The sequence below is a fragment of the Melaminivora sp. genome (assembly GCF_032059615.1).
In the GTDB taxonomy this organism is placed as follows: domain Bacteria; phylum Pseudomonadota; class Gammaproteobacteria; order Burkholderiales; family Burkholderiaceae_C; genus Melaminivora.
In genome coordinates this window covers 19153-42887 of sequence record NZ_DAMCAM010000024.1, presented here as the reverse complement: position 1 = coordinate 42887, position 23735 = coordinate 19153, and the positions used below count along the sequence as shown (strand labels likewise).

At 71.0% G+C, this 23735-nt stretch carries 22 protein-coding genes and 1 riboswitch; of the genes, 8 read left to right on the top strand and 14 right to left on the bottom strand.

Annotated elements, in window-relative coordinates; translation table 11 throughout:
* Positions 1-1864, bottom strand: a 1864-nt coding sequence (locus RT051_RS07290) for an RNA polymerase sigma factor region1.1 domain-containing protein (RefSeq protein ID WP_313074337.1), incomplete at its 3' end; no start/stop codon positions are given.
* 281 nt (positions 1865-2145) lie between these two features.
* Entirely contained in the window at positions 2146-4008 is a 1863-nt protein-coding gene (gene dnaG / locus RT051_RS07285; protein ID WP_313074334.1) for a DNA primase, read from the bottom strand.
* 101 nt (positions 4009-4109) lie between these two features.
* On the opposite strand from dnaG, the gene RT051_RS07280 reads away from it, so the two are divergent.
* Entirely contained in the window at positions 4110-5765 is a 1656-nt protein-coding gene (locus RT051_RS07280; RefSeq protein WP_313074331.1) for an acyl-CoA synthetase, read from the top strand.
* Between the two features lie 79 nt (positions 5766-5844).
* Here the strand turns inward: RT051_RS07280 and RT051_RS07275 are convergent, their stop codons facing one another.
* From RT051_RS07275 to RT051_RS07260, 4 genes are all read right to left on the bottom strand, one after another.
* Complete coding sequence (locus tag RT051_RS07275; RefSeq protein ID WP_313074329.1) at positions 5845-6906, bottom strand: Ldh family oxidoreductase; 1062 nt, start codon at positions 6904-6906, stop codon at positions 5845-5847.
* A gap of 153 nt (positions 6907-7059) precedes the next feature.
* Positions 7060-8148, bottom strand: coding sequence for an inositol monophosphatase family protein (locus RT051_RS07270; protein WP_313074327.1), 1089 nt, complete (start codon positions 8146-8148; stop codon positions 7060-7062).
* 190 nt (positions 8149-8338) lie between these two features.
* Positions 8339-9382: a YsnF/AvaK domain-containing protein gene (locus tag RT051_RS07265; RefSeq protein WP_313074324.1), complete on the bottom strand. Its 1044-nt coding sequence runs from the start codon at positions 9380-9382 to the stop codon at positions 8339-8341.
* Positions 9383-9478: 96 nt separating this feature from the next.
* On the bottom strand, positions 9479-9997 hold the full coding sequence (locus tag RT051_RS07260; protein WP_313074322.1) for a YsnF/AvaK domain-containing protein: 519 nt from the start codon (positions 9995-9997) through the stop codon (positions 9479-9481).
* A 232-nt stretch (positions 9998-10229) separates the two neighbouring features.
* Here RT051_RS07260 and RT051_RS07255 point away from each other — a divergent pair, with 232 nt between their 5' ends.
* Together RT051_RS07255 and cysE are read left to right on the top strand one after the other, a co-directional pair.
* The gene (locus tag RT051_RS07255; RefSeq protein WP_313074320.1) at positions 10230-11015 is read left to right on the top strand and encodes an RNA methyltransferase; all 786 of its coding nucleotides are present in this window, start codon (positions 10230-10232) and stop codon (positions 11013-11015) included.
* Positions 11016-11046: 31 nt separating this feature from the next.
* A complete protein-coding gene (gene cysE / locus RT051_RS07250) occupies positions 11047-11853 on the top strand; it encodes a serine O-acetyltransferase (protein ID WP_313074318.1) in 807 nt (268 codons plus the stop codon).
* A gap of 47 nt (positions 11854-11900) precedes the next feature.
* Here cysE and mog read toward each other — a convergent pair whose 3' ends face one another.
* Positions 11901-12530 (bottom strand): molybdopterin adenylyltransferase, encoded by a 630-nt coding sequence (gene mog, locus RT051_RS07245; RefSeq protein WP_313074349.1) that lies wholly within the window; start codon positions 12528-12530, stop codon positions 11901-11903.
* 16 nt (positions 12531-12546) lie between these two features.
* Complete coding sequence (gene yjgA / locus RT051_RS07240) at positions 12547-13203, bottom strand: ribosome biogenesis factor YjgA (RefSeq protein WP_313074315.1); 657 nt, start codon at positions 13201-13203, stop codon at positions 12547-12549.
* A gap of 109 nt (positions 13204-13312) precedes the next feature.
* On the opposite strand from yjgA, the gene pmbA reads away from it, so the two are divergent.
* Positions 13313-14752 (top strand): metalloprotease PmbA, encoded by a 1440-nt coding sequence (pmbA, locus tag RT051_RS07235; protein ID WP_313074312.1) that lies wholly within the window; start codon positions 13313-13315, stop codon positions 14750-14752.
* 165 nt (positions 14753-14917) lie between these two features.
* On the opposite strand, the gene RT051_RS07230 is transcribed toward pmbA, so the two are convergent.
* The 4 genes from RT051_RS07230 to RT051_RS07215 are packed head-to-tail and all read right to left on the bottom strand — an operon-like array spanning position 14918 to position 17963.
* Positions 14918-15868, bottom strand: a complete 951-nt coding sequence (locus RT051_RS07230) for a thiamine phosphate synthase (RefSeq protein WP_313074309.1) — start codon at positions 15866-15868, stop codon at positions 14918-14920.
* Complete coding sequence (locus tag RT051_RS07225; protein ID WP_313074306.1) at positions 15865-16692, bottom strand: thiazole synthase; 828 nt, start codon at positions 16690-16692, stop codon at positions 15865-15867. Before RT051_RS07225 ends, RT051_RS07230 begins: the two co-directional genes overlap by 4 nt.
* 21 nt (positions 16693-16713) lie before the next feature.
* Positions 16714-16911: a sulfur carrier protein ThiS gene (gene thiS, locus RT051_RS07220; RefSeq protein WP_313074304.1), complete on the bottom strand. Its 198-nt coding sequence runs from the start codon at positions 16909-16911 to the stop codon at positions 16714-16716.
* Positions 16908-17963 (bottom strand): FAD-dependent oxidoreductase, encoded by a 1056-nt coding sequence (locus RT051_RS07215; protein WP_409520568.1) that lies wholly within the window; start codon positions 17961-17963, stop codon positions 16908-16910. Before RT051_RS07215 ends, thiS begins: the two co-directional genes overlap by 4 nt.
* A 145-nt stretch (positions 17964-18108) precedes the next feature.
* Positions 18109-18217: riboswitch (TPP riboswitch) on the bottom strand.
* A gap of 82 nt (positions 18218-18299) precedes the next feature.
* Between RT051_RS07215 and thiD the strand changes: the two genes are divergently transcribed.
* Positions 18300-19157 carry a bifunctional hydroxymethylpyrimidine kinase/phosphomethylpyrimidine kinase gene (gene thiD / locus RT051_RS07210; RefSeq protein ID WP_313074298.1) on the top strand — a complete coding sequence of 286 codons (858 nt, stop codon included), beginning with the start codon at positions 18300-18302 and terminating at the stop codon, positions 19155-19157.
* A gap of 28 nt (positions 19158-19185) precedes the next feature.
* Here thiD and RT051_RS07205 read toward each other — a convergent pair whose 3' ends face one another.
* Positions 19186-19626, bottom strand: a complete 441-nt coding sequence (locus RT051_RS07205) for an SH3 domain-containing protein (RefSeq protein WP_313074346.1) — start codon at positions 19624-19626, stop codon at positions 19186-19188.
* Positions 19627-19819: 193 nt separating this feature from the next.
* Between RT051_RS07205 and hyi the strand changes: the two genes are divergently transcribed.
* Both hyi and RT051_RS07195 read left to right on the top strand, forming a co-directional pair.
* Positions 19820-20602, top strand: coding sequence for a hydroxypyruvate isomerase (gene hyi / locus RT051_RS07200; RefSeq protein ID WP_313074296.1), 783 nt, complete (start codon positions 19820-19822; stop codon positions 20600-20602).
* A 47-nt stretch (positions 20603-20649) separates the two neighbouring features.
* The gene (locus RT051_RS07195; protein ID WP_313074294.1) at positions 20650-21936 is read left to right on the top strand and encodes a glycerate kinase; all 1287 of its coding nucleotides are present in this window, start codon (positions 20650-20652) and stop codon (positions 21934-21936) included.
* Between the two features lie 36 nt (positions 21937-21972).
* Here the strand turns inward: RT051_RS07195 and RT051_RS07190 are convergent, their stop codons facing one another.
* Positions 21973-23289, bottom strand: coding sequence for a cytosine permease (locus RT051_RS07190; protein WP_313074291.1), 1317 nt, complete (start codon positions 23287-23289; stop codon positions 21973-21975).
* A gap of 249 nt (positions 23290-23538) precedes the next feature.
* Between RT051_RS07190 and RT051_RS07185 the strand changes: the two genes are divergently transcribed.
* Positions 23539-23721: a BrnA antitoxin family protein gene (locus RT051_RS07185; RefSeq protein WP_313074288.1), complete on the top strand. Its 183-nt coding sequence runs from the start codon at positions 23539-23541 to the stop codon at positions 23719-23721.
* Positions 23722-23735: the final 14 nt, after the last annotated feature.

The following is a 23735-nucleotide window of genomic DNA, read 5'->3' as shown; positions in this document are numbered from 1 at the left end:
CCACCGCCTTCATCAGGCCGATGTTGCCCTCCTGGATCAGGTCCAGGAACTGCAGACCGCGGTTGGTGTACTTCTTGGCAATCGAGATGACCAGGCGCAGGTTGGCCTCGATCATTTCCTTCTTGGCATCGCGCGAGTTCGACTCGCCCTCGTTCATGCGCTTGTAGATGGCCTTGAGCTCGGCCAGCGGCACCACCACGCGCGTCTGCAGGTCGAGCAGGCGCTGCTGCAGCTCCTGCACCGGCGGAATGTTGCGCTCCATCACGGCGCTCCAGGGCTTGCCCGCGGCGGCCTGCTTTTCCACCCACTCCAGGTTCAGCAGGTTGGCCGGGAATTCCTTGATGAAGGTCTCCTGCGGCATGCCGCACTTGTCCACGATGATGCGGCGCAGCTCGCGCTCCTTCTTGCGCACATCGTCCACCTGCGCACGCACCATGTCGCACAGCTTCTCGATGGTCTTGGCCGTGAAGCGGATGGTCATCAGCTTGGTGGAGATCTCGCGCTGCACCTTCATGTACGACGGGCTGCCGTAGCCTTCCTTGTCGTAGATCTTGTGCATCTTCTCGAACAGCGCGCGCAGCTCGTCGAAACGCTCCAGCGCTTCGTTCTTGAGCTTTTCCAGCAGGCGCGTCATGGCCTTGGAGCCGCCCTTGCCGTCGTCGTCGTCGTCCTCGTCGTATTCGTCGAAGTCTTCCTCGGCCACATAGTCGTCGGCCTCGTCGGGGTCGGAGAAGCCGTCCACCACGGCGGAGATGACGACCTTGCCCTCGCGGATCTCCTCGGCCATGTTGAGGATCTCGGCGATGGTGGCGGGCGAGGCGCTGATGGCCTCCATCATGTCCATCAGGCCGCCCTCGATGCGCTTGGCGATCTCGATCTCGCCCTCGCGCGTGAGCAGTTCCACCGTGCCCATCTCGCGCATGTACATGCGCACCGGGTCGGTGGTGCGGCCGAACTCCGAATCCACGGTGGACAGGGCGGCCTCGGCCTCTTCCTCGGCCTCTTCCACGGTGGTGGCGGTGGGTGTGACGTTGTTCTGGAACAGTGTCTCGGCGTCGGGCGTCTGCTCATAGACGGCGATGCCCATGTCACTGAGCATGGCCACCACCACTTCCATGGTCTCGGCGTCCACCAGCTTGTCGGGCAGGTGGTCGGATATCTCGCCTTGCGTCAGGTAGCCGCGCGTCTTGCCCAGGGTGATGAGCTTTTTGAGCTGCGCGCGGCGCTTGGCCATGTCTTCTTCGGACAGGACGGTCTCGTCCAGGCCGAACTCCTTCATCAAGGCGCGTTCCTTGGCCTTGCTGATCTTCATGCGCAGCGGCTTGACCTTCTCGACGGGCGCGGCAGGGTCGGCAGCAGCCGCCTCGGGCTCGGCCTCGGGCTCGCCTTCCAAGTCGGCTTCGATGTCCGACAGGTCGGCATCGTCGTCGAGCGCGGCCTCATCCTTGGACTTGGCGCCCGCCTTGCGCCCCCGCTTGGCGGGAGCCTTCTTGGCGGCCGCCGGGGTCTTGGCAGCGGCGGTCTTGGTGGCAGCCGTCGTGCTCTTGGCGCGGGTGGCCTTCTTCTTGGCCGGCTCCTCGTCGCCGGCGTCGGCCTGCGCCTGGGGCGTCTCGACCGCGGGGGCGGCGGCCTTGGCGGCGCGGGCGGGTTTTTTCTTCAGGAGCTCATCGGCGGCTTTTTTGAGTTCGGCGGCGGTTCTTGGCGTTGACACGTTCTGGGCTTTCGTCGTGGCCGGGGGCGCGTCCGGTGCGGCGGGGGCAGCCACCTTGGACGCGCGCGCGGCGCTCTTCACGGGAGTGGGGGCAGCTTCAGACCCGGCAGGGGCGGCCGTCTTGGGCGACTTCGCGGATTTTTGAGCGGGCATGGGCGACCTCGGGGTCAAGGGTGGACACACACAAAAAAAGGAGACGCTCAAGCGTTGCCAGGGCGGCTGCGCGCAGCGGGCGCAGCCCGGGCAGGGCCTTTGCGGACCCGGGGCGGGTCTTTACGGGCAAGATGTCTGGGCGAACATTTGGTGTGCAGCCCTTGCGGTGAGGTGGGGTGCGGTTGTGCGCTGTGTCACGGTCGCCCCGGGCCCGGAGGTGCTGCTGTCGCTCTTGCCGACAAACCGTAAATTATACCGGCTGGCTCAAATTCAAGAGCGCGTCAAGCGCCCGGCCGGGGCGCGGTCTCCAGCAGGCGGCGGCGCTCCTGCAGCTGACGGTAGCGGGCCAGGGCCTGGGGGTCGCCTTCGGCGGTTTCGATCAGCTCGCTCTGCTCGCGCTTGATGGCCTCGATCAGCTCACGGTTGAGCAGATCGCGCAGCTCCCAGCGCAGCTCGCGCTCGTCGCCCTCGGTCTGGGCGTGCGAGCCGGTCAGCAGACGCTCGGCCAGTTCCTGGCAGGCGTGCCCCTCCAGCGCCTCGCGCAGCACCGCCCAGGACTGCGGGCCGTGCTCATGCAGGCGCGACTCCAGCCAGACGAACAGCGGGCCGTGCGGCGGCGGCTGCTCGCGCAGCAGGGCATGGTCCTCGTGCGACAGCTCTTCCAAAAAATGCATGTGCGACAGCAGCAGGCGAGCTGCGTGGTCGGCGCGCCCGGCCAGGGGCGCGCGGGGCAGCGGGGGTTGGGACGGACGCGGCGGGCCGCGCCTGCCAAAGCGGCGCGGCGCGTCGCCGGGTGCGCCGGCTGCAGGGGGCGCGGCCGCCGCACCCGCGCGACCGGTGCGGGCGCCGGCGCGTGCCCACAGCTCCTGCAGCTCGCGCACGGGCAGCTGCCCGGCCTGGGCCAGCTGCACCAGCAGCTGGTGCTTGAGCGCCTCCTCGGGCAGCGCGGCCCACAGCGGCTGGGCATTGCTCAGCATGCGCACGCGCCCCTCGGCGGTGCCGAGGTCGCAGTCCTCGCCGGCCGCCTCGGGCAGAAAGCGCGACAGCGGCAGCGCCTCGTCCAGCAGGCGCGCGAACGCCTCGCTGCCGTGTTCGCGGATGAAGCTGTCCGGGTCGTGCTCGGGCGGCAGGAACAGAAAGCGCACGGTGCGCGTGTCGCTGGCATAGGGCAGGGCGGCCTCCAGCGCCTTGCGCGCCGCGCGCCGCCCGGCCGCATCGCCGTCGAAGCTGAAGACCACGTCGTCGGTGAAGCGAAACAGCTTGTGAATGTGCTCGCTGGTGCAGGCTGTGCCCAGGGTGGCCACGGCGTTGCCGAAGCCGTGCTGGGCCAGGGCCACCACGTCCATGTAGCCCTCGGTCACCAGCGCGTGGCCGTGCTCGCGGATGGCGGTGCGCGCCTCGTGCAGGCCGTAGAGCTCGCGGCCCTTGTGGAACACCGGCGTCTCGGGCGAGTTGAGGTATTTTGGTTTCTCGTCGCCCAGCACGCGCCCGCCAAAGCCGATGCACTCGCCCCGCACGTTGCGGATCGGGAACATGATCCGGTCGCGGAAGCGGTCGTAGCGGCGGTCCTCGTCCTCGGCCACGATGACCAGTCCGGCCTCGGCCAGCAGCGGGCTGTCGTACTCGGCAAAGACGCTGGCCAGGCCGTGCCAGCCCTCGGGCGCATAGCCCAGGCCATAGCGCTTGGCGATCTGGCCCGACAGGCCGCGGCCCTTGAGGTACTGCACGGCGCGCGGCGCGCGGCGCAGTTGCTTTTGCCAGGCGCTGGCGGCGTGCTCCAGCACCTCCGATAGCGTGGCCTGGCGACGGCGCTCGCCGGCGGCGCGCTCGCGCTCCTCGGGCGAGGCACGCTCGTCGGGCACCGCCAGGCCCACGCCCTGCGCCAGGTCCTGCACCGCCTCGATGAAGCCCATGCCGGCGTGCTCCATCAGGAAGCCGATGGCGTTGCCGTTCTTGCCGCAGCCGAAGCAGTGATAGAACTGCTTGGACGGGCTGACGGAAAACGACGGCGATTTCTCGCCGTGGAACGGGCACAGCCCCATGTAGTTGGCGCCGCTCTTCTTGAGCGGCACATGGCGGCCGACAATGTCGACCACGTCGACGCGGGCGAGCAGTTCCTGGATGAAGGGTTGCGGAATGGACACGGCGGGGATTTTCCTCCAGCCGGTCTTTCCCGCGCTCAGCACCGTGTCAGGCAGTTTTGCTTGAATCCGCAGCCGTCACCCCGAGGGAACCGTCCGCAGCCATGACCCACGCCACCAGCCTCTTCGACCAGCACCTGCCGCGCACCGCGGCCAACTTCGCCCCGCTCACGCCGCTGTCCTTCATCGAGCGCACGGCCGAGGTCTATCCCGAGCGCCTGGCCGTCGTGCACGGCGCGCTGCGCCAGACCTGGAGCGAGACCTACGCACGCTGCCGCCGGCTGGCCAGCAGCCTGCGCGCCGCCGGCATCGGCAAAAACGATACCGTGGCGGTGATGCTGCCCAACACCCCGCCCATGGTCGAGGCGCACTTCGGCGTGCCCATGGCCGGTGCCGTGCTCAATACGCTCAACACCCGGCTCGACCCCGAGACGGTGGCCTTCATGCTCGACCACGGCGAGGCCCGGGCGGTGATCGTCGACCCCGAATTCACGCCCGTCATGGCGCGCGCCCTGGCGCTGCGCAAGGGCGCGGTGCCGCTGCTGGTCATCGAGGTCGATGACGCGCTGTACGGCCCGGCCGCGCAGCCCCTGGGCGGCACGCCCTACGAGGACTTCATCGCCGCGGGCGACCCGCACTTCGCCTGGGAGCTGCCCGCCGACGAATGGGACGCCATCGCGCTCAACTACACCAGCGGCACCACCGGCAACCCCAAGGGCGTGGTCTACCACCACCGCGGCGCGCACATCAATGCCATCAGCAACGTGCTGGAGTGGGACATGCCCAAGCACGCGGTCTATCTGTGGACGCTGCCCATGTTCCACTGCAACGGCTGGTGCTTTCCGTGGACGGTGGCGGCGCGCGCCGGCGTCAACGTCTGCCTGCGCCGGGTCGAGGCGCAGGCCATCATCGACGCCATCAAGACGCACGGCGTGACGCACTACTGCGGCGCGCCCATCGTGCAGAGCCTGCTGGTCAACGCCCCGGCGGCGATGAAGGAAGGGCTGCCCGCGGGCGTCAAGACCATGGTGGCGGGCGCCGCGCCCCCGGCGGCCATGATCGAGGGCATGGAGCAGCTCGGCTTCGACCTCACGCACGTGTATGGCCTGACCGAGGTCTATGGCCCGGCCACGGTCTGCGCCCGGCACGACAACTGGGATCAGCTGGACATCGGCGAGCGCGCCCGGCTGAACGCCCGCCAGGGGGTGCGCTACCACCTGCAGCGCTCGGCCGAGGTGCTCGACCCCGAGACGATGCGGCCCGTGCCGCGCGATGGCGAGACCATGGGCGAGATCATGTTCCGCGGCAACATCGCCATGAAGGGCTACCTGAAGAACCCCCAGGCGACCGAGGAGGCCTTTGCCGGCGGCTGGTTCCACTCGGGCGACCTGGCGGTGCAGTACCCGGACGGCTACATCAAGATCAAGGATCGCAGCAAGGACATCATCATCTCGGGCGGCGAGAACATCTCCTCCATCGAGGTCGAGGACGTGCTCTACCGCCACCCGGCCGTGCTGGCCGCCGCCGTGGTGGCCCGGCCCGACCCGAAATGGGGCGAGACGCCCTGCGCCTTCGTCGAACTCAAGGACGGGGCCGAGGTCACGGCCGAGGACATCGTGGCCCACTGCAAGAAGCACCTGGCCGGCTTCAAGGTGCCGCGCGCCATCGTCTTTGGCGAGCTGCCCAAGACCAGCACCGGCAAGATCCAGAAGTTCGAGTTGCGCCGCCAGGCGGGCTCGGCCAGCGCCATCGATAGCTGAAGCCCGCTATTGAAAAAGTAGCTGAAGGTCGAGTGCCGGAGCCGTCTCGCGGTCAATTTCCTTGTGATTCGGAGGCCGTTCAGGCCTCGCCCGCCAGCCGTCGCAGCTCCTGCCAGGTGGCGCGCGCCAGCGGCACGCCGTGCGCCAGGGAGTCGGCGCGCTGGCGGTGGCGCTGCTGGCCCGGCAGGCGTGGCTGGCCGGCGGCCGCCAGCGCGTGGGCCAGTTCGCCGCAGCGCTCGGCAAAGGAGCGGCCCGCCGACCTGGCCGGGTCGATGGCGATGAGGAGCTCGCCGGTGCGCGGCGTCTGCGCGCCGGGGTGGCCGCTCCAGTCGAAGCCGAACGAATAGTTGCCGCCAGTGAGCGCCGCGGCCATCAGCTCCACCATCATCGACAGCGCCGAGCCCTTGTGGCCGCCCGCCGCGCCGCCGAAAGGCAGCAGCGCGCCGCCGTCGAGCACGGCACGCGGGTCGCGCGTCGGCCGGCCCTCGGCGTCCACGCCGCAGTTCTCGGGCAGCAGGCGGCCTTCGCGCGCGGCGATCTGCACGTCGCCATGCGCCATGCTGCTGGTGGCCATGTCGAAGACCAGCGGCGCCTCGCCCTCGCCCCGCGGGGCGGCAAAAGCGATGGGGTTGGTGCCAAACAGCGCCTGCCGGCCGCCGTGCGGCACCACGCAGGCCATGCTGTTGACGAGGGCCAGCGCCACCAGGCCCTGTTCGGCCAGCGGTTCGACGTCGGGCCACAGCGCGGCGAAGTGGTGGGAGTCGCGGATGGCCAGCAGGGCGATGCCGTTGGCGCGCGCCTTGGCGACCAGCAGCGCCTGCGCCGCGGCCCAGGCCGGCTGGGCGAAGCCGTTCCTCGCGTCGGCGGCGATGAAGCCGGGCGCCACGTCCTGGACCTCGGGCACGGCGTGCCCGTCCACCCAGCCGCTGGCCAGCGTGGCGAGGTAGCCGGGGATACGGAACACCCCATGGCTGTGCGCCCCGTCGCGCTCGGCCCCGGCGCAATTGGCCGCCAGAATGGCCGCAACCTCGCTGCTCGTGCCATGGCGCTCGAAAATGCGCGCCAGGGTGGCGCGCAGCTGCTCGAAGGGGACGCGCTCGGGAGGTGCGTCGGGGGGCGTGGCGGCAGGCAGATCAGGCATGGCAAAGGGGCGCAAGGGCCGTTGGGGGCGCCGAGGCGGGTCCTCTGCCTGAGGCGCCGGGGTGAGGGTGCAAACCCTGTGCTGGTCGGAGCTTGCTATTCAATAGATAGCTGAAACTCCTTACCGGTAAAGGGCTTGTGGCGGATTTGTCTCTTATTCTCCCAGGGCCCCGCCCTCGCGGCGCGGGTCGGCGGCGTCGGCCTGCGGCGCGGCGCTCTCCGGCACAGGCGCGGCGGACTCGGGCAGGTCCTGCGTTTCCCGGGCTTCCTGCACTTCCTGTGCGCCACCTTCGGCCGCCTGCTTCTTGAGCAGCGGGCGCTCCTGCCGGTCTTCCGTGGCTGCCGGGGTGGATTGCTCCTGCGCCTGTTGCTGTGCCTCGTCGTCCTCCTGCCCGGCCGCGATGGCCTGGCGCACCGCCGCCTTGTCGCCCGCGCCGGCGAACTTGCTGTACTTGCCCAGCAGGGGCACGAGCTGGCCGTAGATGCGCGGGCTGGCCGCCAGGCATTCGCGCTGCTCCAGGAAGTCCGGCTCGCCCGTGAAGTTGCCGATCAGGCCGCCGGCCTCGGTCACCAGCAGGCTGCCGGCGGCCACGTCCCAGGGGGACAGGCCGGCCTCGAAGAAGCCATCGGTGAAGCCGGCGGCCACATAGGCCAGGTCCAGCGCCGCGGCGCCCGGGCGGCGCAGGCCGGCCACGCGCGGCATGACGTCGGCCATCATCAGCAGGTAGCTCTTGAAGTTGTCGCCCGGCCGGAAGGGAAAGCCCGTGGACAGCAGGCACTCGGGCAGCCGGGTGCGCTTGGACACGCGGATGCGCCGGTCGTTCAGGAAGGCGCCGCGCCCACGCGTGGCGGTGAACAGGTCGTTGCGCGTGGGGTCATAGACCACCGCATGCTCCACGCGGCCCTTGACGGCCAGGGCGATGCTCACGCAATAGACCGGAAAGCCGTGGATGAAGTTGGTCGTGCCGTCCAGCGGATCGATGATCCAGACGAAGTCGGAATGCCTGGCGCCGCGCTCCGAGCCCGATTCCTCGGCCAGGATGCCGTGGCCGGGGTAGGCGGTGAGCAGCGTATCGATGATGACCTGCTCGGCCGCTTGGTCCACCTCTGTGACGAAATCGTTGATCTGCTTTTGCGACACCCGCACCGCCTCCACGTCGAGGGCCGCGCGGTTGATGAGGGCGCCGGCGGCGCGGGCGGCCTTGATGGCCACGTTGAGCATGGGGTGCAGGGAGGAGGACATGGGCTGGCAGTGACGAAGGAGCGGGGAGGGGGCGGCCGCAAGACAGGGCAAAGGGGCCGCACGGGCGCAGGCTGCCGGCGATGCGGAGCGCGCAAAGGGCCGATTCTAGGCGTTTACCCGAATTCAAGGCGAGCGCCGGGCAGAAAAAAGCGCCCTTGCGGGCGCCCGGGAGCCGCGTTACGCGGCAGGCTTACAGGCCCTTCTGGTCCCAGCCATAGCGCACGGCGGCCTCGTCGCGGCTCCAGTTGCCCTGGGGGTGGCGCGTGGCGTAGTGGCGCTGCAGGTCGGCCTGCGCAGCGCCCCAGTCGCGCTGTGCGTACTGCGGATCGCGGCGCATGTCCGAGCCGTAGCGGTAGGCGGGCTCGAAGTCCTCGTAGCGGCCGTGCTGCGTCAGGTGCTGGTCATAGTGGCCACGCCACTGGCCGGTGACGACCGGGTCGACCTGCTTCTGGCCGCCCTGCTGGTCCACCTCGACCACGTTGGACTTCACGGTCTCGTTGATCTGGTGGGTCTCGAAGGTCTGCGTTGCGCCCACCACCACCTCCTCGACCACGCGCGCCGTCTTCTGCACCACGGCCTGTTCGGTCGATTCGCGCACCTCGACGGAGGCGCCGCGCTGCATGGCGGCCAGGTCGGCCTCGGAGGCCGGACGGTCCACCGCGCGGCGCTCGACGTTGGCGCGCTGCGTGGTCAGCTCGACCTGCTCGGAGACGGGCTTTTCCACCACGCGCGAGACCACGCGCACGGAGCCCAGCTCCACGTCGCGCTTGCCGACGGCCAGCTCCTCCTGCACCACGGGGATGACGCGCTCGCGCTCGCCGGCGACCTCCCGAGCGGTGTAGGCGGCGGCGCCTGCCTGGTAGCCCTGGTAGCCGTGCTTGCGCCACTGCTCGGCGCGGCCCTTGATGTCCACGGCGCCGGCGCCGGCCAGCGCCGTGCGTGCGGCCTCGACCCGGGTTTCCTCGGTGGTCACGGAGACGACGGCCGAGCCGCGGCGCACCGCCTCGGCGTAGTCGCCGGCGTCATCGCCGCCGAACAGGTCCTCGAAGAAATGGCTGACCTTGGCCATGAAGCCGGTGTCGGCATCGTGCACGGCAAAGCGCTCGGAGGTGCCGGCGCCGGCATGGGCATCCACCCGGATGTCGGACTCGGGGATGCCGGCGGCGAGCAGGGCTTCATGGGCACGCTCGGCCTGGGCCAGGGTGTCGAAAACGCCAACGATGGTCTGTTGCATGGAAAACTCCTTTTTCTCTGGGGTTGCAGTCACGTCGCATGACTGAAGGGAAGGGCCGCCGGGGCGGCATGAAGGGGGCCTGTGCAGACGGGCGCCTCACGAGGGCTCGGGGGCTGACGGAGGCTCGGCACGCCACTGGCCCGAGACCGGGTCGGCACGCTCGACGCTCACCTGCTCGCGCCGCAGGGTGACGGTCTGCTCGCCCGGCCGTGCCTCGCGCACCGTGGTGATGCGCAGCTCCTCGCGCAGGTACAGCTGCCTGACGGCCACCCAGCGCTCCTCATAGACCGGCACCACCCAGGCGTCACCCTCCTGGCGCGGAGCGCGCACCTCGTCGGCGGGCTGATTGACGGGCACGCGCTCGACATGGGCGCGCTGTGCCCAGCCAGGCAGCTGCACGGTTTCCTCGTGCTCCTGAAGGTATTTGCGCACCCGCACCGCTCCCTCGTCGCGGCGCACGGTGGCAATCTCCACCTGCTCGTGCACGACCGGCACGGCCAGGGACTCGCCTGGCTGCAGGACGCGGGCCGGCGGCGCGCCGGGCCCGCATGCGGCGCGGGCGTCGTCCGGGAGCGGGGTGGCGGGGCAGGGCGGGGTGGGCGTCGAAAAGGGCATGGGCTGGCACGGGGGGCAGGTCGAAGGCCGCGGAGATCGAAGGCGGGGCTCCGGCGTCCTACAGGGTTGCCCCAGTGTGGCGAGCGCCGGATGGGCGGCCTGTCGTCGGGCCCCCTGCACCCGAGTAGGCCTGCGCCGGCAGGGTGTGCATGCGGGCGTGCGCGGCGGCAGCTCGGTCAGGCAGCTGTGGCCAGCGGCGACAATCGCGCCTTTGCCCGCGTCCTGCCGCCTCATGCGTACCCGCTTTGTTTTGATCCACACCAGCCATGCCGGCAACGTCGGTGCCGCCGCGCGCGCCATGAAGACCATGGCCTTCGACGACCTGGTACTGGTGGCCCCGCGCTGGGCCAACGTGCTGCGCCGCGAGGAGACCATTCAGCGCGCCAGCGGCGCGCTGGACGTGCTGCAGAGCGCCCGCATCGTCGACACGCTGGACGAGGCGCTGGAGGGCATGACGCACCTGTGCGCCACGGCCATGACGCCGCGCGACTTCGGGCCGCCCACGCGCACCCCGCGCGCACATTTCGAAGAACTCTTAAAAAGAGAGCATTATGCCGAGGCGGGACAAGGGGTTGAGGCTGATTTGGTGTCTAAAGGCGGCGAGGCCGGCGTCGCCTTCCTGTTCGGCAGCGAGCGCTTCGGCATGGCCAATGAGGACGTCTATCGCTGCCACGTGGCCCTGTCCATTCCCACCAATCCGCAGTTCGGCTCGCTCAACCTGGGCGCGGCCGTGCAGCTCATCGCCTACGAATGGCGCCAGGCGCTGGGCGGCTTTGCCGAGCCCGTCGGCGCCCCTGCAGGCGTGCGTGCCGACGCCGCGCAGGTCGCGGGCATGCTCGCGCACTGGCAGGAGGCGCTGGTCGCCATCGACTTCCTCGATCCGGCCGCGCCCAAGAAGCTGATGCCCCGGCTCAACCAGCTGTTCAACCGCGCCCAGCCCACGCTGGAAGAAATCCACATCCTGCGCGGTGTCGCCAAAGCCATGCTGCAGGCGGGCCGAGCCCAGCCGCTAGACTGAACCATTCGCCCCGCGGGGCGAGGACCGAAACATGCTTGCCCGCCTGCGCTCCGACATCCAGTGCATCCTCGAACGCGACCCGGCCGCGCGCAGCCGCTGGGAGGTCGTCACCTGCTACCCCGGCCTGCACGCCATCTGGCTGCACCGCCCCGCGCACTGGTGCTGGGGCCACGGCTTCAAGTGGCTGGGGCGCTTCATCTCGCACGTCTCGCGCTGGCTCACGGGCATCGAGATCCACCCCGGCGCGCGCATCGGCCGTCACGTCTTCATCGACCACGGCATGGGCGTGGTGATCGGCGAGACGGCGGTGGTGGGCGACGGCTGCACCATCTACCACGGCGTGACGCTGGGCGGCACCTCGCTGTACAAGGGCGCCAAGCGGCACCCGACGCTCGGGCGTGACGTGGTGGTGGCCGCCGGTGCCAAGGTGCTGGGCGGCTTCGAGGTGGGCGACGGAGCGAAGATCGGCAGCAATGCCGTGGTCATCAAGCCGGTGCCGGCGGGCGCCACGGCCGTGGGCATTCCGGCGCGCATCATCCCGAGCAAGGCCGGCCAGAGCGCCGACGTGACCGAGGCGGCGCATGCCGACGCCGCGGACGATGCCGCCGTGCGCAAGTTCAGCGCCTACGGCATCACCGGCCAGCAGGACGACCCGCTCACCCAGGCGCTGCGCGGCCTGGTCGATTCGGCCGGCGCGCAGGAGCACCAGATCGCCCTGCTGTGGCGCGCCATCGAGAAGCTCTCGGCCGGGCAGCACGCCGAGGGCTGCGTGCCGGGAGACGCCGCCACGCGCGAGCAGTTCGAGGCGGCGCGGCTCAACGACATCCTGGGGAAATAAGGCAGCGGGCAGCCGCCCGCCGTCGGGGCGCTCCGCGGGCCTTGGCCTCAGGCGTCGGCGCGCACGTGGCGCACGGCCGCCTTGGGCCGGAAGGCCTGGCAGACGCTGGCGCGCGTCTCCAGGTAGGGGCCACCGATCAGGTCGATGCAGTAGGGCACGGCGGCAAAGATGCCGGGCACGAGCTGCGCGCCGCTCTGCCCATCCTTGAGGCCCTCCAGCGTCTCGGCGATCGACTTGGGCTGGCCGGGCAGGTTGATGATCAGGCACTGGCCGCGGATCACCGCCGTCTGGCGCGACAGGATGGCCGTGGGCACGAAACGCAGGCCGATCTGGCGCATCTGCTCGCCAAAGCCGGGCATCTCGCGGTCGCCCACGGCCAGCGTGGCTTCGGGCGTCACGTCGCGCGGCGCGGGGCCGGTGCCGCCGGTGGTCAGCACCAGGTTGCAGTGCGCCTGGTCGGCCAGCTCGATCAGCGCCTGCGCGATGGCCTGGGGCTCGTCGGGGATCAGGCGCGCCTCGAACTCGATGGGGTTGTGCAGCGCCCGCGTGAGCCAGTCCTTGAGCGCGGGCAGGCCCTTGTCCTCATAGGCGCCGCTGCTGGCGCGGTCGCTCACGGAGACAATGCCGATCCGGACGAATTCGGGCGGGGGCAGGGCGGGGGTCGGGTCGGTGGTCATGGTGTCCTCGGCGGGTTCAGGCATCGCGCGAGCGCTGCTCCTCGGCGCCATAGACGGCCGCCTCGGTCATGTGCGCGCGGATGAACTGGAACAGCTCGCGCCAGGCGCGGCCCTTGCGCGCGGCCTGGCCGTCTTCGGCCGGCGCAGCGGTTTCGGCGGCCGCCTCCTTGCGGACCTGGCGAATCAGCGCGCGCAGCTGCTGCACGTCGGTGCGCGGGAACTGCACCAGCCAGTCCTGCAGGCAGGGGTCGTGCGCGGCGAGCTGCTCGCGCCAGTGCTCGGCCTGGTGCAGCAGCAGCTTTTCCTGGGCGCTGCCGCTGCGCTGCTCCTGCAGCGCCGCGTGGATGGCGGCGATGCGCTCTGCGTCGAGTGTGCGCATGAGCTTGCCGACGTACTGCATCTGCCGGCGCCGGCCCTCGAAATTGGTGATGCGCTGCACTTCCTCCAGCGCCTCGTGCAGCTTGTCGGGCAGCTCCAGCCGCATGAGCAGGTCGCCGCGCAGGTTCAGCAGCTCGGCGCCCAGCGACTGCAGGGCTTCGCTCTCGCGCTTGAGTTCGGTCTTGGTGGCACCGGTGGTGCCCTTGAGTTCGGCCTTCAGCTCGAGGTCCAGCTCGCTGCCCTCGGCGACGAACTGGCCTCGCACGAAATAGCCTTTTTTGGGTTTGCGTGGCATCGGTGCGGGGGCGTGGTGGGGGCGAAAAAGGCGCCGCGCCGCGCGGGCGCTCGGGCCCGGGCGCGATGGCTGCGCAGGCGCCAGGGCGGCAAGTATCATAGCCGGCGCTATGAACCAGAAGACCCGCCCAGGCGCCCGCCGCGCAGCCGCCGCCCCCGCTGCGCACCCCCCATCGTCCACCGCGCCGCAGGCCGGCTTCCAATACTCCCGCGCATTTTTTGAGGACCTGGTGGACCACGCCCTGGCGCACGCCCGCGCGCTGGGCGCCACCGACGCGGGGGCCGAGGCCTCCGAGGGCTGCGGCCTGTCGGTGGGCGTGCGCAAGGGCGAGCTGGAGACGGTGGAGCGCAACCGCGACAAGTCGCTGGGCGTCACGGTCTATGTGGGGCAGCGGCGCGGCAACGCCAGCACCTCGGACTTTTCCAGCCAGGCCATCGAGCGCACGGTGCAGGCGGCTTACGACATCGCCCGCTTCACCGCCGAGGATCCGGCGGCCGGCCTGCCCGACGAGGCCGACATCGCCCCCCAGGACACGCACCGCGACCTGCAGCTGTTCCACCCCTGGGCGGTGAGCAGCGAGGAGGCCGCGCGCCTGGCGCTCGAATGCGAGGCCGCGGCCTTTGGCACGCACCGGCGCATCACCAACAGCGAGGGCGCGGGCGTGTCGGCGCAGCAGTCGCATTTCTTCAGCGCACACACGCACGGCTTTCGCGGCGGCTACGCCAGCTCGCGCCACAGCATCTCGGTGGCGCCGATCGCCAGCCTGCCCGGGCGCAATGGCGAGATGCAGCGCGACTCCTGGTACAGCTCGATGCGCGACGCGGCGGCGCTTGCCTCGCCCGAGGCCGTGGGCCGCTACGCCGCCCAGCGCGCGCTGTCGCGCCTGGGCAGCAGGAAGATCAGCACGCGCGAGTGCCCGGTGCTGTTCGAGTCGCCGCTGGCCGCGGGCCTGCTGGGCGCGCTGGTGCAGGCCACCAGCGGCGGTGCGCTGTACCGCAAGAGCAGCTTCCTGCTCGACTCGCTCGGCCGGCAGGTGCTGGCCAGCCACCTGGACGTGGAGGAAGACCCCTTCCTTGCCGGTGGCAAGGGCAGCTCGCCCTTTGACCAAGAGGGCGTGCGCGTGGCACCGCGCCGTGTGGTCGAGGCGGGGCGCCTGGAAGGCTACTTCCTGTCCACCTACTCGGCGCGCAAGCTGGGCATGAAGACCACGGGCAACGCCGGCGGCTCGCACAACCTGGCGCTCGCCTCGCGCCTGACCCGCCCCGGCGACGACCTGCAGGCCATGCTGCGCAAGCTCGGCACCGGCCTGTTCGTGATCGAGCTGATGGGCCAGGGCGTCAATTACGTGACGGGCGACTACTCGCGCGGCGCCAGCGGCTTCTGGGTCGAAGGCGGCGAAATCGCCTACCCGGTGCACGAGATCACTATCGCCGGCAACCTGCGCGACATGTTCATGGGCATCGAGGCGGTGGGGGCGGACGCCTACAACTATGGCGCCAAGACCACCGGGTCCATCCTGGTGAACCGCATGAAGGTGGCGGGGAGCTGAGTCGCAGGTTTTCCACGTCAAAACGGGCCTGGGCCCTTGCCAATCAAGGGCTTGCAGCTATTGGTTTTGACTTGGTCTGCCGTGCCTGTCCGGCAGGCCAGTCCCTCCTGCAGGGACGGGCTCTGAATCTCGAGACGCAGCCCGGCGGTACGGCCTCCGGCAGGGTCAGGCAGCGCCAGGCTGCCGCATGGCCCGCAGCAGCCGCGCCGCTGCCGCCTCGGGGTCGGGCGCGGCGACCAGGGCGCGCACCACGGCGATCGATCCCACGCCTGTGGCCAGCACGGCGGGGAACTGCCCCTCGTCTATGCCGCCGATGGCCACCTGCGGATAGCCGCGCATGAGGCGCGCATAGGCGGCAAGGCGCGCCAGGCCCTGCGGGGCCGTGGCCATTTTCTTCAGGGTGGTGGGAAAGACCGCACCCAGGGCGGTGTAGCTGGGCCGGGCGCGGGCGGCGCGCAGCATCTCGGCGTAACCATGCGTGCTCACCCCCAAGCGTGCGCCCGATGCGCGCAGCGTGGCAAGGTCGGTCGCGGGCAGGGCGTCCAGGTCTTCCTGGCCCAGGTGCACGCCGTAGGCACCGGCGTCCAGCGCCGCGCGCCAGTGGTCGTTGATGAACAGCAGCGATTGCGTGCCCTGCACGGCGGCCACGGCGGCGCGCACTTCGCGCTCGATGGCCGCGCGGTCCTCGCTCTTGAAGCGCAGCTGCACCGTGGGCACGCCGGCGCGCGCCATGCGGCCGACCCATGCGGCGTCGGGCAGCACGGCGTACAGGCCCAGCTGGTGCGGGCACTCGGCAAAGGCCGGGCCGCTGGCTTGGTCGTCGCGTTCGGTCAGACCGAAGTCCTGCGGCGCATCCGGCCAGTGCGCGGCATCGAACTGGCCGGTGCGCTGTGTCTGCGCGGCCCAGGCGCGGGCGATGGCCTCGGCATCGTGGGCGATGAAGCCCAGCGCGCTGGCGGCCAGCAGCGCGGCGCGGTAGGCCGGGTCGTCGCTGGTCGGTGCGGGCGGCGGTTCGGGCGCAAAGCCCGTGAACGTGGCGGCGTGCGCGGACAGGATGCGCTGCGCCAGCGCGGCAGCGCCGCCGCTGTCGGGGCTGTCGGGGAGTTGGGCGCTCATGTCGCGTGGTGCCAGAACGGCGTGCCCAGCACCGGCGTGCTGGCCTGGGCGCTGGCCTGCGGCTGCATGGCGCCGCCCAGGCGGGCGGCCCGGCCGGCAGCCACGGCATCGGCAAAGGCGCCGGCCATGAGGACCGGGTCGCTGGCCTGCGCCACGGCCGTGTTCAGCAGCACGCCGTCAAAGCCCCATTCCATGACCTGGCAGGCGTGCGAGGGCAGCCCCAGGCCGGCATCGACCAAGAGCGGCACGTCCAGCCGCTCGCGCAGCAGCTGCAGGGCATAGGGATTCATGGGGCCGCGCCCGGTGCCGATCGGCGCCGCCCAGGGCATGACGGCCTGGCAGCCCACGTCCACCAGGCGCTGGCAGACCAGCAGGTCGTCGGTGCTGTAGGGCAGGACGTGAAAGCCTTCGCGGATCAGCTGCTCGGCCGCCTGCACCAGGCCGAAGATGTCGGGCTGCAGCGTGTAGTCGTCGCCGATGACCTCCAGCTTGATCCACGGCGTGCCGAAGACCTCGCGCGCCATGTGGGCGGTGGTGATGGCTTCCTCGGCGCTGTAGCAGCCGGCGGTGTTGGGCAGGACGGGCACGCCCAGGCGCTTGAGCAGTTCCCAGAATGCCTCGCCGCCGCTGCCTGGCTGCGCGCCCTGGCGGCGCAGCGAGGCGGTCAGCATGGCCGGGCGGGCGCGCTGCACAGCAGCTTCGAGCACGGCGGGCGAGGGATAGCGCGCCGTGCCCAGCAGCAGGCGGCTTTCGAAGGCCTGGCCGTAGAGCACCAGGGCGTCGGCGTCGGCCGACGGGGTGGCGATGTCTTGGGGTTCGGTCATGGAAGGGTATGTGCCTTGGCTTTAGCCGCCGGTCACCGGCGCGATGATTTCCACCTGGTCGCCGTCGGCCAGGGATTGCTCGGCGTAGCGGGTGTTGGGGATGAACTGCATGTTCACGGCCACGGCAAAGGGCGGGCGCGGCGCCAGGTGTGCCACGGCGTCGGCCACGGTGGCGCCGGCGGGCAGTTCGGTGGGGGTCTGGTTGATCAGGACGTTCATGGCTGTTGATGGGCAAGCTGCACGCGCAGCTCGAAGCGCTGCGCCAGCGGCGATTGTCCGGTGTGCAGCAGCTCCAGCACCGCATCGAGCAGGGCCGGGGCGATCATGAAGCCGTGGCGGTACAGGCCGTTGACCTCCAGCACGCGCGGCTCTCGCACGCGCACGGCGGGCAGGTTGTCGGGCAGGGTGGGGCGCAGCTGTGTGGCCAGCTCCAGAATGCGCGCCTCGGCAAAGCCGGGGTGCACGGCGTAGGCGGCGGACAGCAGCTCCAGTGTCGAGCGCACGCTGGCGGGCGAGAGGTCGTCGGACTCGATCTCGGTGGCGCCGATGACGAAGATGCCGTCCTCCTTGGGTGCGATGTAGATCGGGTAGCGCGGGTGCACCAGCCGCGTCGGACGCTGCAAGTGCACGTCCGGCGCGTGCAGGCGCACGACCTCGCCGCGCACGCCGCGCAGCTCGCGCCACTGCGCGCGCGCGCCCAGGCCCCGGCAGTCCAGCAGCAGATCGGGCTGGCCCGCTTCACCGGGCCGAAAATCCTGCGCGGTGCGCGCGCTGTGCCAGTGCACGGCAACGCCCAGCTCCTGCAGGGTGGCGGCCAGGGCGGCGAGCAGCTGGCGGTTGTCCAGCTGGCCTTCGCCGGGCAGGTACAGGCCCTGGTGGAAGCGCCCGGCCACGGCGGGCTCCAGCGCGGCCAGGCGTGCGCCGTCCAATGTCTCCATGGCGGGCAGGCCGGCCACGGCGCCCTGCGTGCGCGCCAGGGTCTGCTGCAGCCGGGCGGCGTCCCCGGCGTCCTGGCGGTGCCACAGTATCAGCGTGCCGTCTTGTTGAAAGAACACCGGCTTGGACAGCTGCGCCAGCAGCTCGGGCCAGCGCGCCAGGCCGTGCTGGCCCATGCGCACCACGCCCGGCTCGGTGATGGCCGACTCGGCCAGCGGCGCCAGCATGGCGGCGGCCACGCGCGCGGCGCTGCCCTCGGCGTCCGGGCCGCCGATGCCGTGCACTTCGACCCGGTGGCCGGCGCGCGCCAGCTGCACGGCCAGCAGCCGGCCCATGAGACCCGCGCCCAGGATGGTAATGGCGCGGGGGGTGTCGAGGGAGGGGATGAGGGAGGGGATGAGGGAGGGGATGAGGGAGGGGGGAAGGGTGTGCATCGCGTTCCTGCGGCCCGTGCGGGCCAGGGGAACAAAACGGGCGGTGCCACACCTGCCGAAAACTCCCCACGCCAGCATGACCTGGATCGGGTTGGAGGGTATTTCTCAGCCGTGGCCTGCGGGCTTGCAAGGCGGCGGCACCCCTGTTTCGTTCGAAGCGCGGATTACAGCACAGCGCCTGCAACCTTGATGTTGACGTGGCGCAGGCCCGCGCGGCCATGCCGGATAATTTTTGCCATGAAGCACGAACACCAGCAGACACCCCCGCACGGCCCTGGACGCTACGCGCGCGTGCTGTCGATCGCCGGCTCCGATTCGGGCGGCGGCGCGGGCATCCAGGCCGATCTCAAGACTTTCGCCGCCCTGGGCTGCTACGGCATGACGGCCATCACCGCCATCACCGCGCAAAACACGCGCGGCGTGGCGGCCATCCACGGCGTTCCGCCCGGGATGCTGCGCGCGCAGATCGATGCCGTGGCCGGGGATATCGGCGTCGATGCGGTCAAGATCGGCATGCTGCACTCGCCCGAAGTGGTGGCCGAGGTGGCCGCCGCGATCCGCCGCCATGGCCTGCCCCACGTGGTGCTGGACCCGGTCATGGTGGCCACCAGCGGCGACCGCCTGATTGCCGAGGAGACGGTGGACGCGCTGGTGCGCGAACTGTTTCCGCTGGCCGAGGTGGTGACCCCCAACCTGGACGAGGCCGGCTGGCTGCTCGGGCGCAACATCGACAGCGAGGCACAGCTGGGTGACGCGGCCGACGCGCTGCTGGCGCTGGGCGCGCGCGCCGCGCTGGTCAAGGGCGGGCACCTGCCCGGCGACCGCGTGGTCGATCTGCTGGCCTGCCGCCCCGGCGAGCACGAGCGGCTGGAGGCGGCGCGCATCGCCACGCCCAACGGCCACGGCACGGGCTGCACGCTGTCCTCGGCCATCGCGGCCCACCTGGCGCTGGGCGAGAGCCTGCCCTCGGCCGTGCGGCTGGCGCGCGGCTACATCCTGCGGGCCATCGCCGCCGGTGCCCAGGTGCGCACGGGCCAGGGCCAGGGGCCGCTGAACCACGGCTTTGCGCCCGTGGCCCAGCGGGTGTTGCGCTGAGAGACCGTGGGCAGGCTCCGGGGAGCGTTCACCAGCCCCAGGTCAGCCGCTTGGCGACCCAGCCGGTCTGGCCGCCGTCACGGCGCACCCGGGCCCAGCTGCCGCGCTCGCCCAGCGTGCGCACGATCTCGTTCTGCTCGAGCCGGCCGAGCACGCGGCTGCTGGTGCCGGGTTTCTCGCGCAGATTGGCGGTGCGCGCGGTGACCACGCGGTGCGGCTCTTTGCTGGTCAGCGGAGCGAACACCCAGCCCAGCGGCGCCTCGTGGTCGCGCACCCTGAGCCACTGGCCCCTGCGGGCGCTCACCTGCAGCGGATAGCCCGAGGCCAGCTCCCACAGCGTGTCGGAGCCGGTCGTGGGTTTCTCGCGCACATTCACCACCCGGCCCTTGATGCTCACGAAGTCGGCCGCATGGGCGACGGACAGGGACAGCGGCAGGGCTACGGCCAGGGCGGCGGCGCAGGAGGCCAGCCGGCGGGAGAGGCTGGGCAGACGGGGCAGACGGGGCAGGCGCGTCGGGTTCAGGGGCACGAGGGGATGTCCTTTCTCTTTCGGTCGGTGGATGAACAGCCCCTGTGGAGGCAAAGGGCTTGCGCGAAGTTCCTGCCGATGTGCCGCGCCTTGCCTCGCGGGCGCCTCGGTGGAACTGGAGTACGCTGCAGGCATGCCCCGCTTTGCCGCCAACCTGACCCTGTTGTTTACCGAGTACCCCTTCCTAGAGCGCTTTGCAGCCGCCCGCAAGGCGGGGTTCGAGGCGGTGGAATTTCTCTTCCCGTATGCGTGGCGCGCTGCCGACCTGCGCGAGCAGCTGGACCGCCATGGTCTGCAGCTGGTGCTGCACAACCTGCCGGCCGGCGACTGGGACGCCGGCGACCGCGGCATCGCCTGCGACCCGGCGCGGCGTGCGGAGTTTCGCGAGGGCGTGGCGCGCGCCATCGAGTACGCCACGGCGCTGGGCGTGCCGCAGCTCAACTGCCTGGCGGGCAGGACGCCGGGGGGCGTGGTGCCGCAGCATGCCACCGAGGTGCTGGTGGACAACCTGCGCCACGCCAGCGCCGAGCTGGCGCGGCACGGCCTGCGGCTGCTGATCGAGCCCATCAACACCTTCGACATTCCGGGCTTTCACGTCAGCCGCACGCAGCAGGCCCTGGAGCTGATCGGGCAGGTCGGCGCGGACAACCTGGCCCTGCAATACGACATCTACCACGCGCAGCGCATGGAGGGCGAGCTGGCCGCCACGCTGCAGCAGCACCTGGCACACATCGCCCACATCCAGATCGCCGACAACCCGGGCCGCCACGAGCCGGGCACGGGCGAGATCCACTACGCCTTCCTGTTCGAACACCTGGACCGCATCGGCTACAGCGGCTGGGTCAGCGCCGAGTACCGCCCCGCCGGCCGCACCGAGGACGGCCTGGGCTGGCGCGAGCGGCTCGCGCGGCAGTGACCACCCGCCGCGGCGCGGCACCCTCCCACCCATCGGTCGAAGAATCCATGTACCAAGACATCGCCTCGCTGCTGCGCGCCCTGTTCGATGCAGCCATCGCCTCGGCCCAGCCGGCGCTGTGCGTGCCGCCGCACCTGCCGCGCCCTGGGGACGTGCGTGGCCGCCTGGTGGTGATCGGCGCTGGCAAGGCTTCGGCCGCCATGGCGCAGGCCGTGGAGCAGCATTACACGGGTCCGCTGTCGGGCCTGGTGGTGACACGCTACGGCTACGCCGTGCCGTGCCAGCGCATCGAAATCGTCGAGGCCGCCCACCCCGTACCCGACGCGGCGGGCGAGCGGGCAGCGGCGCGCCTGCTGGAGCGGATCGGGGGCCTCACGCCGGAGGACGTCGTGCTGTGCCTGATCTCGGGCGGCGGCTCGGCGCTGCTGCCGCTGCCCCTGCCCGGGTTGACGCTGGCCGACAAGCAGCAGGTCAACCGCCAGCTGCTGGCCAGCGGCGCCAGCATCGGCGAGATGAACACCGTGCGGCGCCACCTGTCAGCCATCAAGGGGGGGCGCCTGGCGGCCGCCTGCCACCCGGCGCGGGTCCTCACGCTGCTGCTGTCGGACGTGCCGGGCGATGACCCGGTGGACATCGCCTCCGGCCCCACGGTGGCCGATCCGACCACCTGCGCGGATGCGCTGGCCATCGTGCGCCGCTACCGCCTCGACCTGCCCGAGCGGGTGCTTGAGGTGCTCGCCAGCGGCGCGGGCGAATCGGTCAAGCCGGGCGATGCGCGCCTGGCGCGTTGCGAGGCGCGCGTCATCGCCGCGCCGCAGCAGGCCCTGGAGGCCGCCGCCCGCGTGGCGCGCGAGCACGGCTACGCCGCACACATCCTGAGCGACGCCATCGAGGGCGAGGCGCGCGACGTGGGCAAGGTGCTGGCGGCGCTGGCGCTGCAGGCGGCCGGGCGCGGTGGGCCGTTCGAGCCGCCCTGCGTGCTGTTGTCGGGAGGCGAGACCACCGTAACGCTGCGCGGCCAGGGCCGGGGCGGGCGCAACGTGGAATGCCTGCTGTCGCTGGCGATCGCCACGCGCGGGCACGCGCGCATCCACGCCCTGATGGGAGACACCGACGGGGTCGATGGCGTGGAGGAGATCGCCGGCGCGCTCGTCGGCCCGGACACCCTGGGGCGCGCCTTCGCCCTGGGGCTGAGCCCGCGCCAGAGCCTGGACGACAACGATGGGCACGGCTTCTTCGGCGCGCTGGGCGACGCCGTCGTCACCGGCCCCACGCTGACCAATGTGAACGACTTCCGGGCGGTGCTGATCGAGCGGGGCGGCCCGCCGACCTGACCCGGGAGTCGGGTGACACCCGGCCCGCGGCCGTCTTCAGGCCGGCGCCGGTGCGCGCGGGCGGGTCAGGCGCGCCAGCAGCAGGCACAGCAAGAGCGTCGGCAATGCAGCGCCCATGCCAGGCAGCACCTTGGGCGCCAGGTGATAGAAGGCGATGCCCGCCAGCCACAGTGCCACCGATGGCCCGTGCACGGCAGGCGCTGCGTCCAGCCGGACTTGCGCCGCCACACCGCCGCCCAGGCGGCCCAGCACCACGCCGAACAGCGGCACGAAGACCGAGCTGAGCGTCAGCAGGAACGGCTCCAGGCTGTGCATGGGCAGCACCAGCGCCAGCAGCGTGCACAGCGCGGCAATCGCGATGCCGAGCTGGCGGATGCTCCAGCGCGGCAGCAGGCTGTGCGCGGAGACCGCGCCCGAGTACGCATCGCCATAGGCGTTGTCCACCTCGTCGATCAGGATCAGTGACAGCGCAATCAGGCCGCCCTGCGCCAGCAGCAGTGCCGTCACCAGATCCGCGCTGGGCAGCACCAGGGCGACCAGCACGCCCAGGCTGTAGCACCAGACGTTGGCCAGCAGATAGCCCGCCCAGGTTCCGGACAGCGCCGTGCGCCCGCTCCTGCCGTGCCGCGCGTAGTCGGCCACCAGGGGCAGCCAGGACACCGGCATGGCGATCACCAGATCGAGCGCACCCATGACGCCCAGCCCGCCTGTGCCGGCCTGGTTCCACAGCGCGGCGAAGCCCTGCACCTGCGCCAGCGCCAGGAACTGCCAGGACAGCCAGATCAGCGACAGCACCACCAGTGGCAGCGCCACGCGCGCAATGATGCGCCGCACCAGCTGCACCATGGAGCCGCTGATGAGGGCAGCGACCACACCGCCCCAGAGCAGCGTGGCAGCCAGCGTCCAGCCGCTGCCCATGAATGCGCCCGCGCCGCCCGACTGGCGCGCAATCGCCAGGGTCGAGTCGCGCATGACCACCAGCTCGAAGGTGCCCCAGCCGACCAGCTGCACGATGTTCAGCACGATGGGCAGACCGGCAAAGCGTCGGCCATAGACGGCGTGCATCAGCCCGGCGCTGGACAGGCCGCTGTCGCAGCCCAGTTTTGCCACCCAGCCCAGCAGGCCTGCGCCGACCAGCGAACCGGCGACGATGGCCAGCAGCGCCTCGCGCGGCGACAGCGCCGGCATCAGGTAAGCGCCCACCTGCATGACCAGCAGGCCCACCCCCAGGCTGAACCACAGCGAGGCATGGTCGTGCCAGGCAAACACGCGATCGCCCGGCGCCACCGGCGACAGGGCCTGGTTGACGGGGCCACTGGCGGTGCCTGCGGGCGAAGAGGTGGGTGGGTTCATGGCTTGCGCTACTCCAATGACCAGGCGCATGGGTCGCAGGCCCTGGCGCATCGCCGCGCAGGCAGCAGGGCTGCACCGATGTGGCAGATGGGTGGAGCTTGGCTTCCCTGCGCGAGGATGATCTCGGGCCTGTCTAAGTAAAACGCAGACAGGCGCATCAGGTTCAAAGGGTGTGATCTCAGTCCTGGCTTTGTCGGCCAGGACACCCCCAGCGTTGCGCCACGTCGTGGCGCGGGCCGGATTCTACCGATGCACATTGGTGAGTTGATCGCGCGCAAGCGTGGGCGGCCTGTGGCAGGAGAGAGCAAGACCGCCATCTCGCTGCGCGTTCCAGACTCGGTATTGGCCGGTTTCAAGGCCACGGGGCCTGGATGGCAGACCCGCATGACGGATGCGCAGGCGGAATGGCTGCGCGCCCAGGGCCCTGCGTGAATTCAGCAGTCGAT

Excerpts from the sequence above, each read along its gene's own strand:
- mog (WP_313074349.1), bottom strand. The coding sequence starts at position 12,530 with ATGACCACCGACCCGACCCCCGCCCTGCCCCCGCCCGAATTCGTCCGG.
- cysE (WP_313074318.1), top strand. The coding sequence starts at position 11,047 with ATGCTTGCCCGCCTGCGCTCCGACATCCAGTGCATCCTCGAACGCGAC.
- yjgA (WP_313074315.1), bottom strand. The coding sequence starts at position 13,203 with ATGCCACGCAAACCCAAAAAAGGCTATTTCGTGCGAGGCCAGTTCGTC.
- RT051_RS07230 (WP_313074309.1), bottom strand. The coding sequence starts at position 15,868 with ATGAGCGCCCAACTCCCCGACAGCCCCGACAGCGGCGGCGCTGCCGCG.
- RT051_RS07275 (WP_313074329.1), bottom strand. The coding sequence starts at position 6,906 with ATGCCTGATCTGCCTGCCGCCACGCCCCCCGACGCACCTCCCGAGCGC.
- thiD (WP_313074298.1), top strand. The coding sequence starts at position 18,300 with ATGAAGCACGAACACCAGCAGACACCCCCGCACGGCCCTGGACGCTAC.
- thiS (WP_313074304.1), bottom strand. The coding sequence starts at position 16,911 with ATGAACGTCCTGATCAACCAGACCCCCACCGAACTGCCCGCCGGCGCC.
- RT051_RS07260 (WP_313074322.1), bottom strand. The coding sequence starts at position 9,997 with ATGCCCTTTTCGACGCCCACCCCGCCCTGCCCCGCCACCCCGCTCCCG.
- pmbA (WP_313074312.1), top strand. The coding sequence starts at position 13,313 with ATGAACCAGAAGACCCGCCCAGGCGCCCGCCGCGCAGCCGCCGCCCCC.
- RT051_RS07255 (WP_313074320.1), top strand. The coding sequence starts at position 10,230 with ATGCGTACCCGCTTTGTTTTGATCCACACCAGCCATGCCGGCAACGTC.
- hyi (WP_313074296.1), top strand. The coding sequence starts at position 19,820 with ATGCCCCGCTTTGCCGCCAACCTGACCCTGTTGTTTACCGAGTACCCC.
- RT051_RS07225 (WP_313074306.1), bottom strand. The coding sequence starts at position 16,692 with ATGACCGAACCCCAAGACATCGCCACCCCGTCGGCCGACGCCGACGCC.
- RT051_RS07185 (WP_313074288.1), top strand. The coding sequence starts at position 23,539 with ATGCACATTGGTGAGTTGATCGCGCGCAAGCGTGGGCGGCCTGTGGCA.
- RT051_RS07265 (WP_313074324.1), bottom strand. The coding sequence starts at position 9,382 with ATGCAACAGACCATCGTTGGCGTTTTCGACACCCTGGCCCAGGCCGAG.
- RT051_RS07195 (WP_313074294.1), top strand. The coding sequence starts at position 20,650 with ATGTACCAAGACATCGCCTCGCTGCTGCGCGCCCTGTTCGATGCAGCC.
- RT051_RS07215 (WP_409520568.1), bottom strand. The coding sequence starts at position 17,963 with ATGGGCCGGCTGCTGGCCGTGCAGCTGGCGCGCGCCGGCCACCGGGTC.
- RT051_RS07280 (WP_313074331.1), top strand. The coding sequence starts at position 4,110 with ATGACCCACGCCACCAGCCTCTTCGACCAGCACCTGCCGCGCACCGCG.
- RT051_RS07270 (WP_313074327.1), bottom strand. The coding sequence starts at position 8,148 with ATGTCCTCCTCCCTGCACCCCATGCTCAACGTGGCCATCAAGGCCGCC.
- RT051_RS07190 (WP_313074291.1), bottom strand. The coding sequence starts at position 23,289 with ATGAACCCACCCACCTCTTCGCCCGCAGGCACCGCCAGTGGCCCCGTC.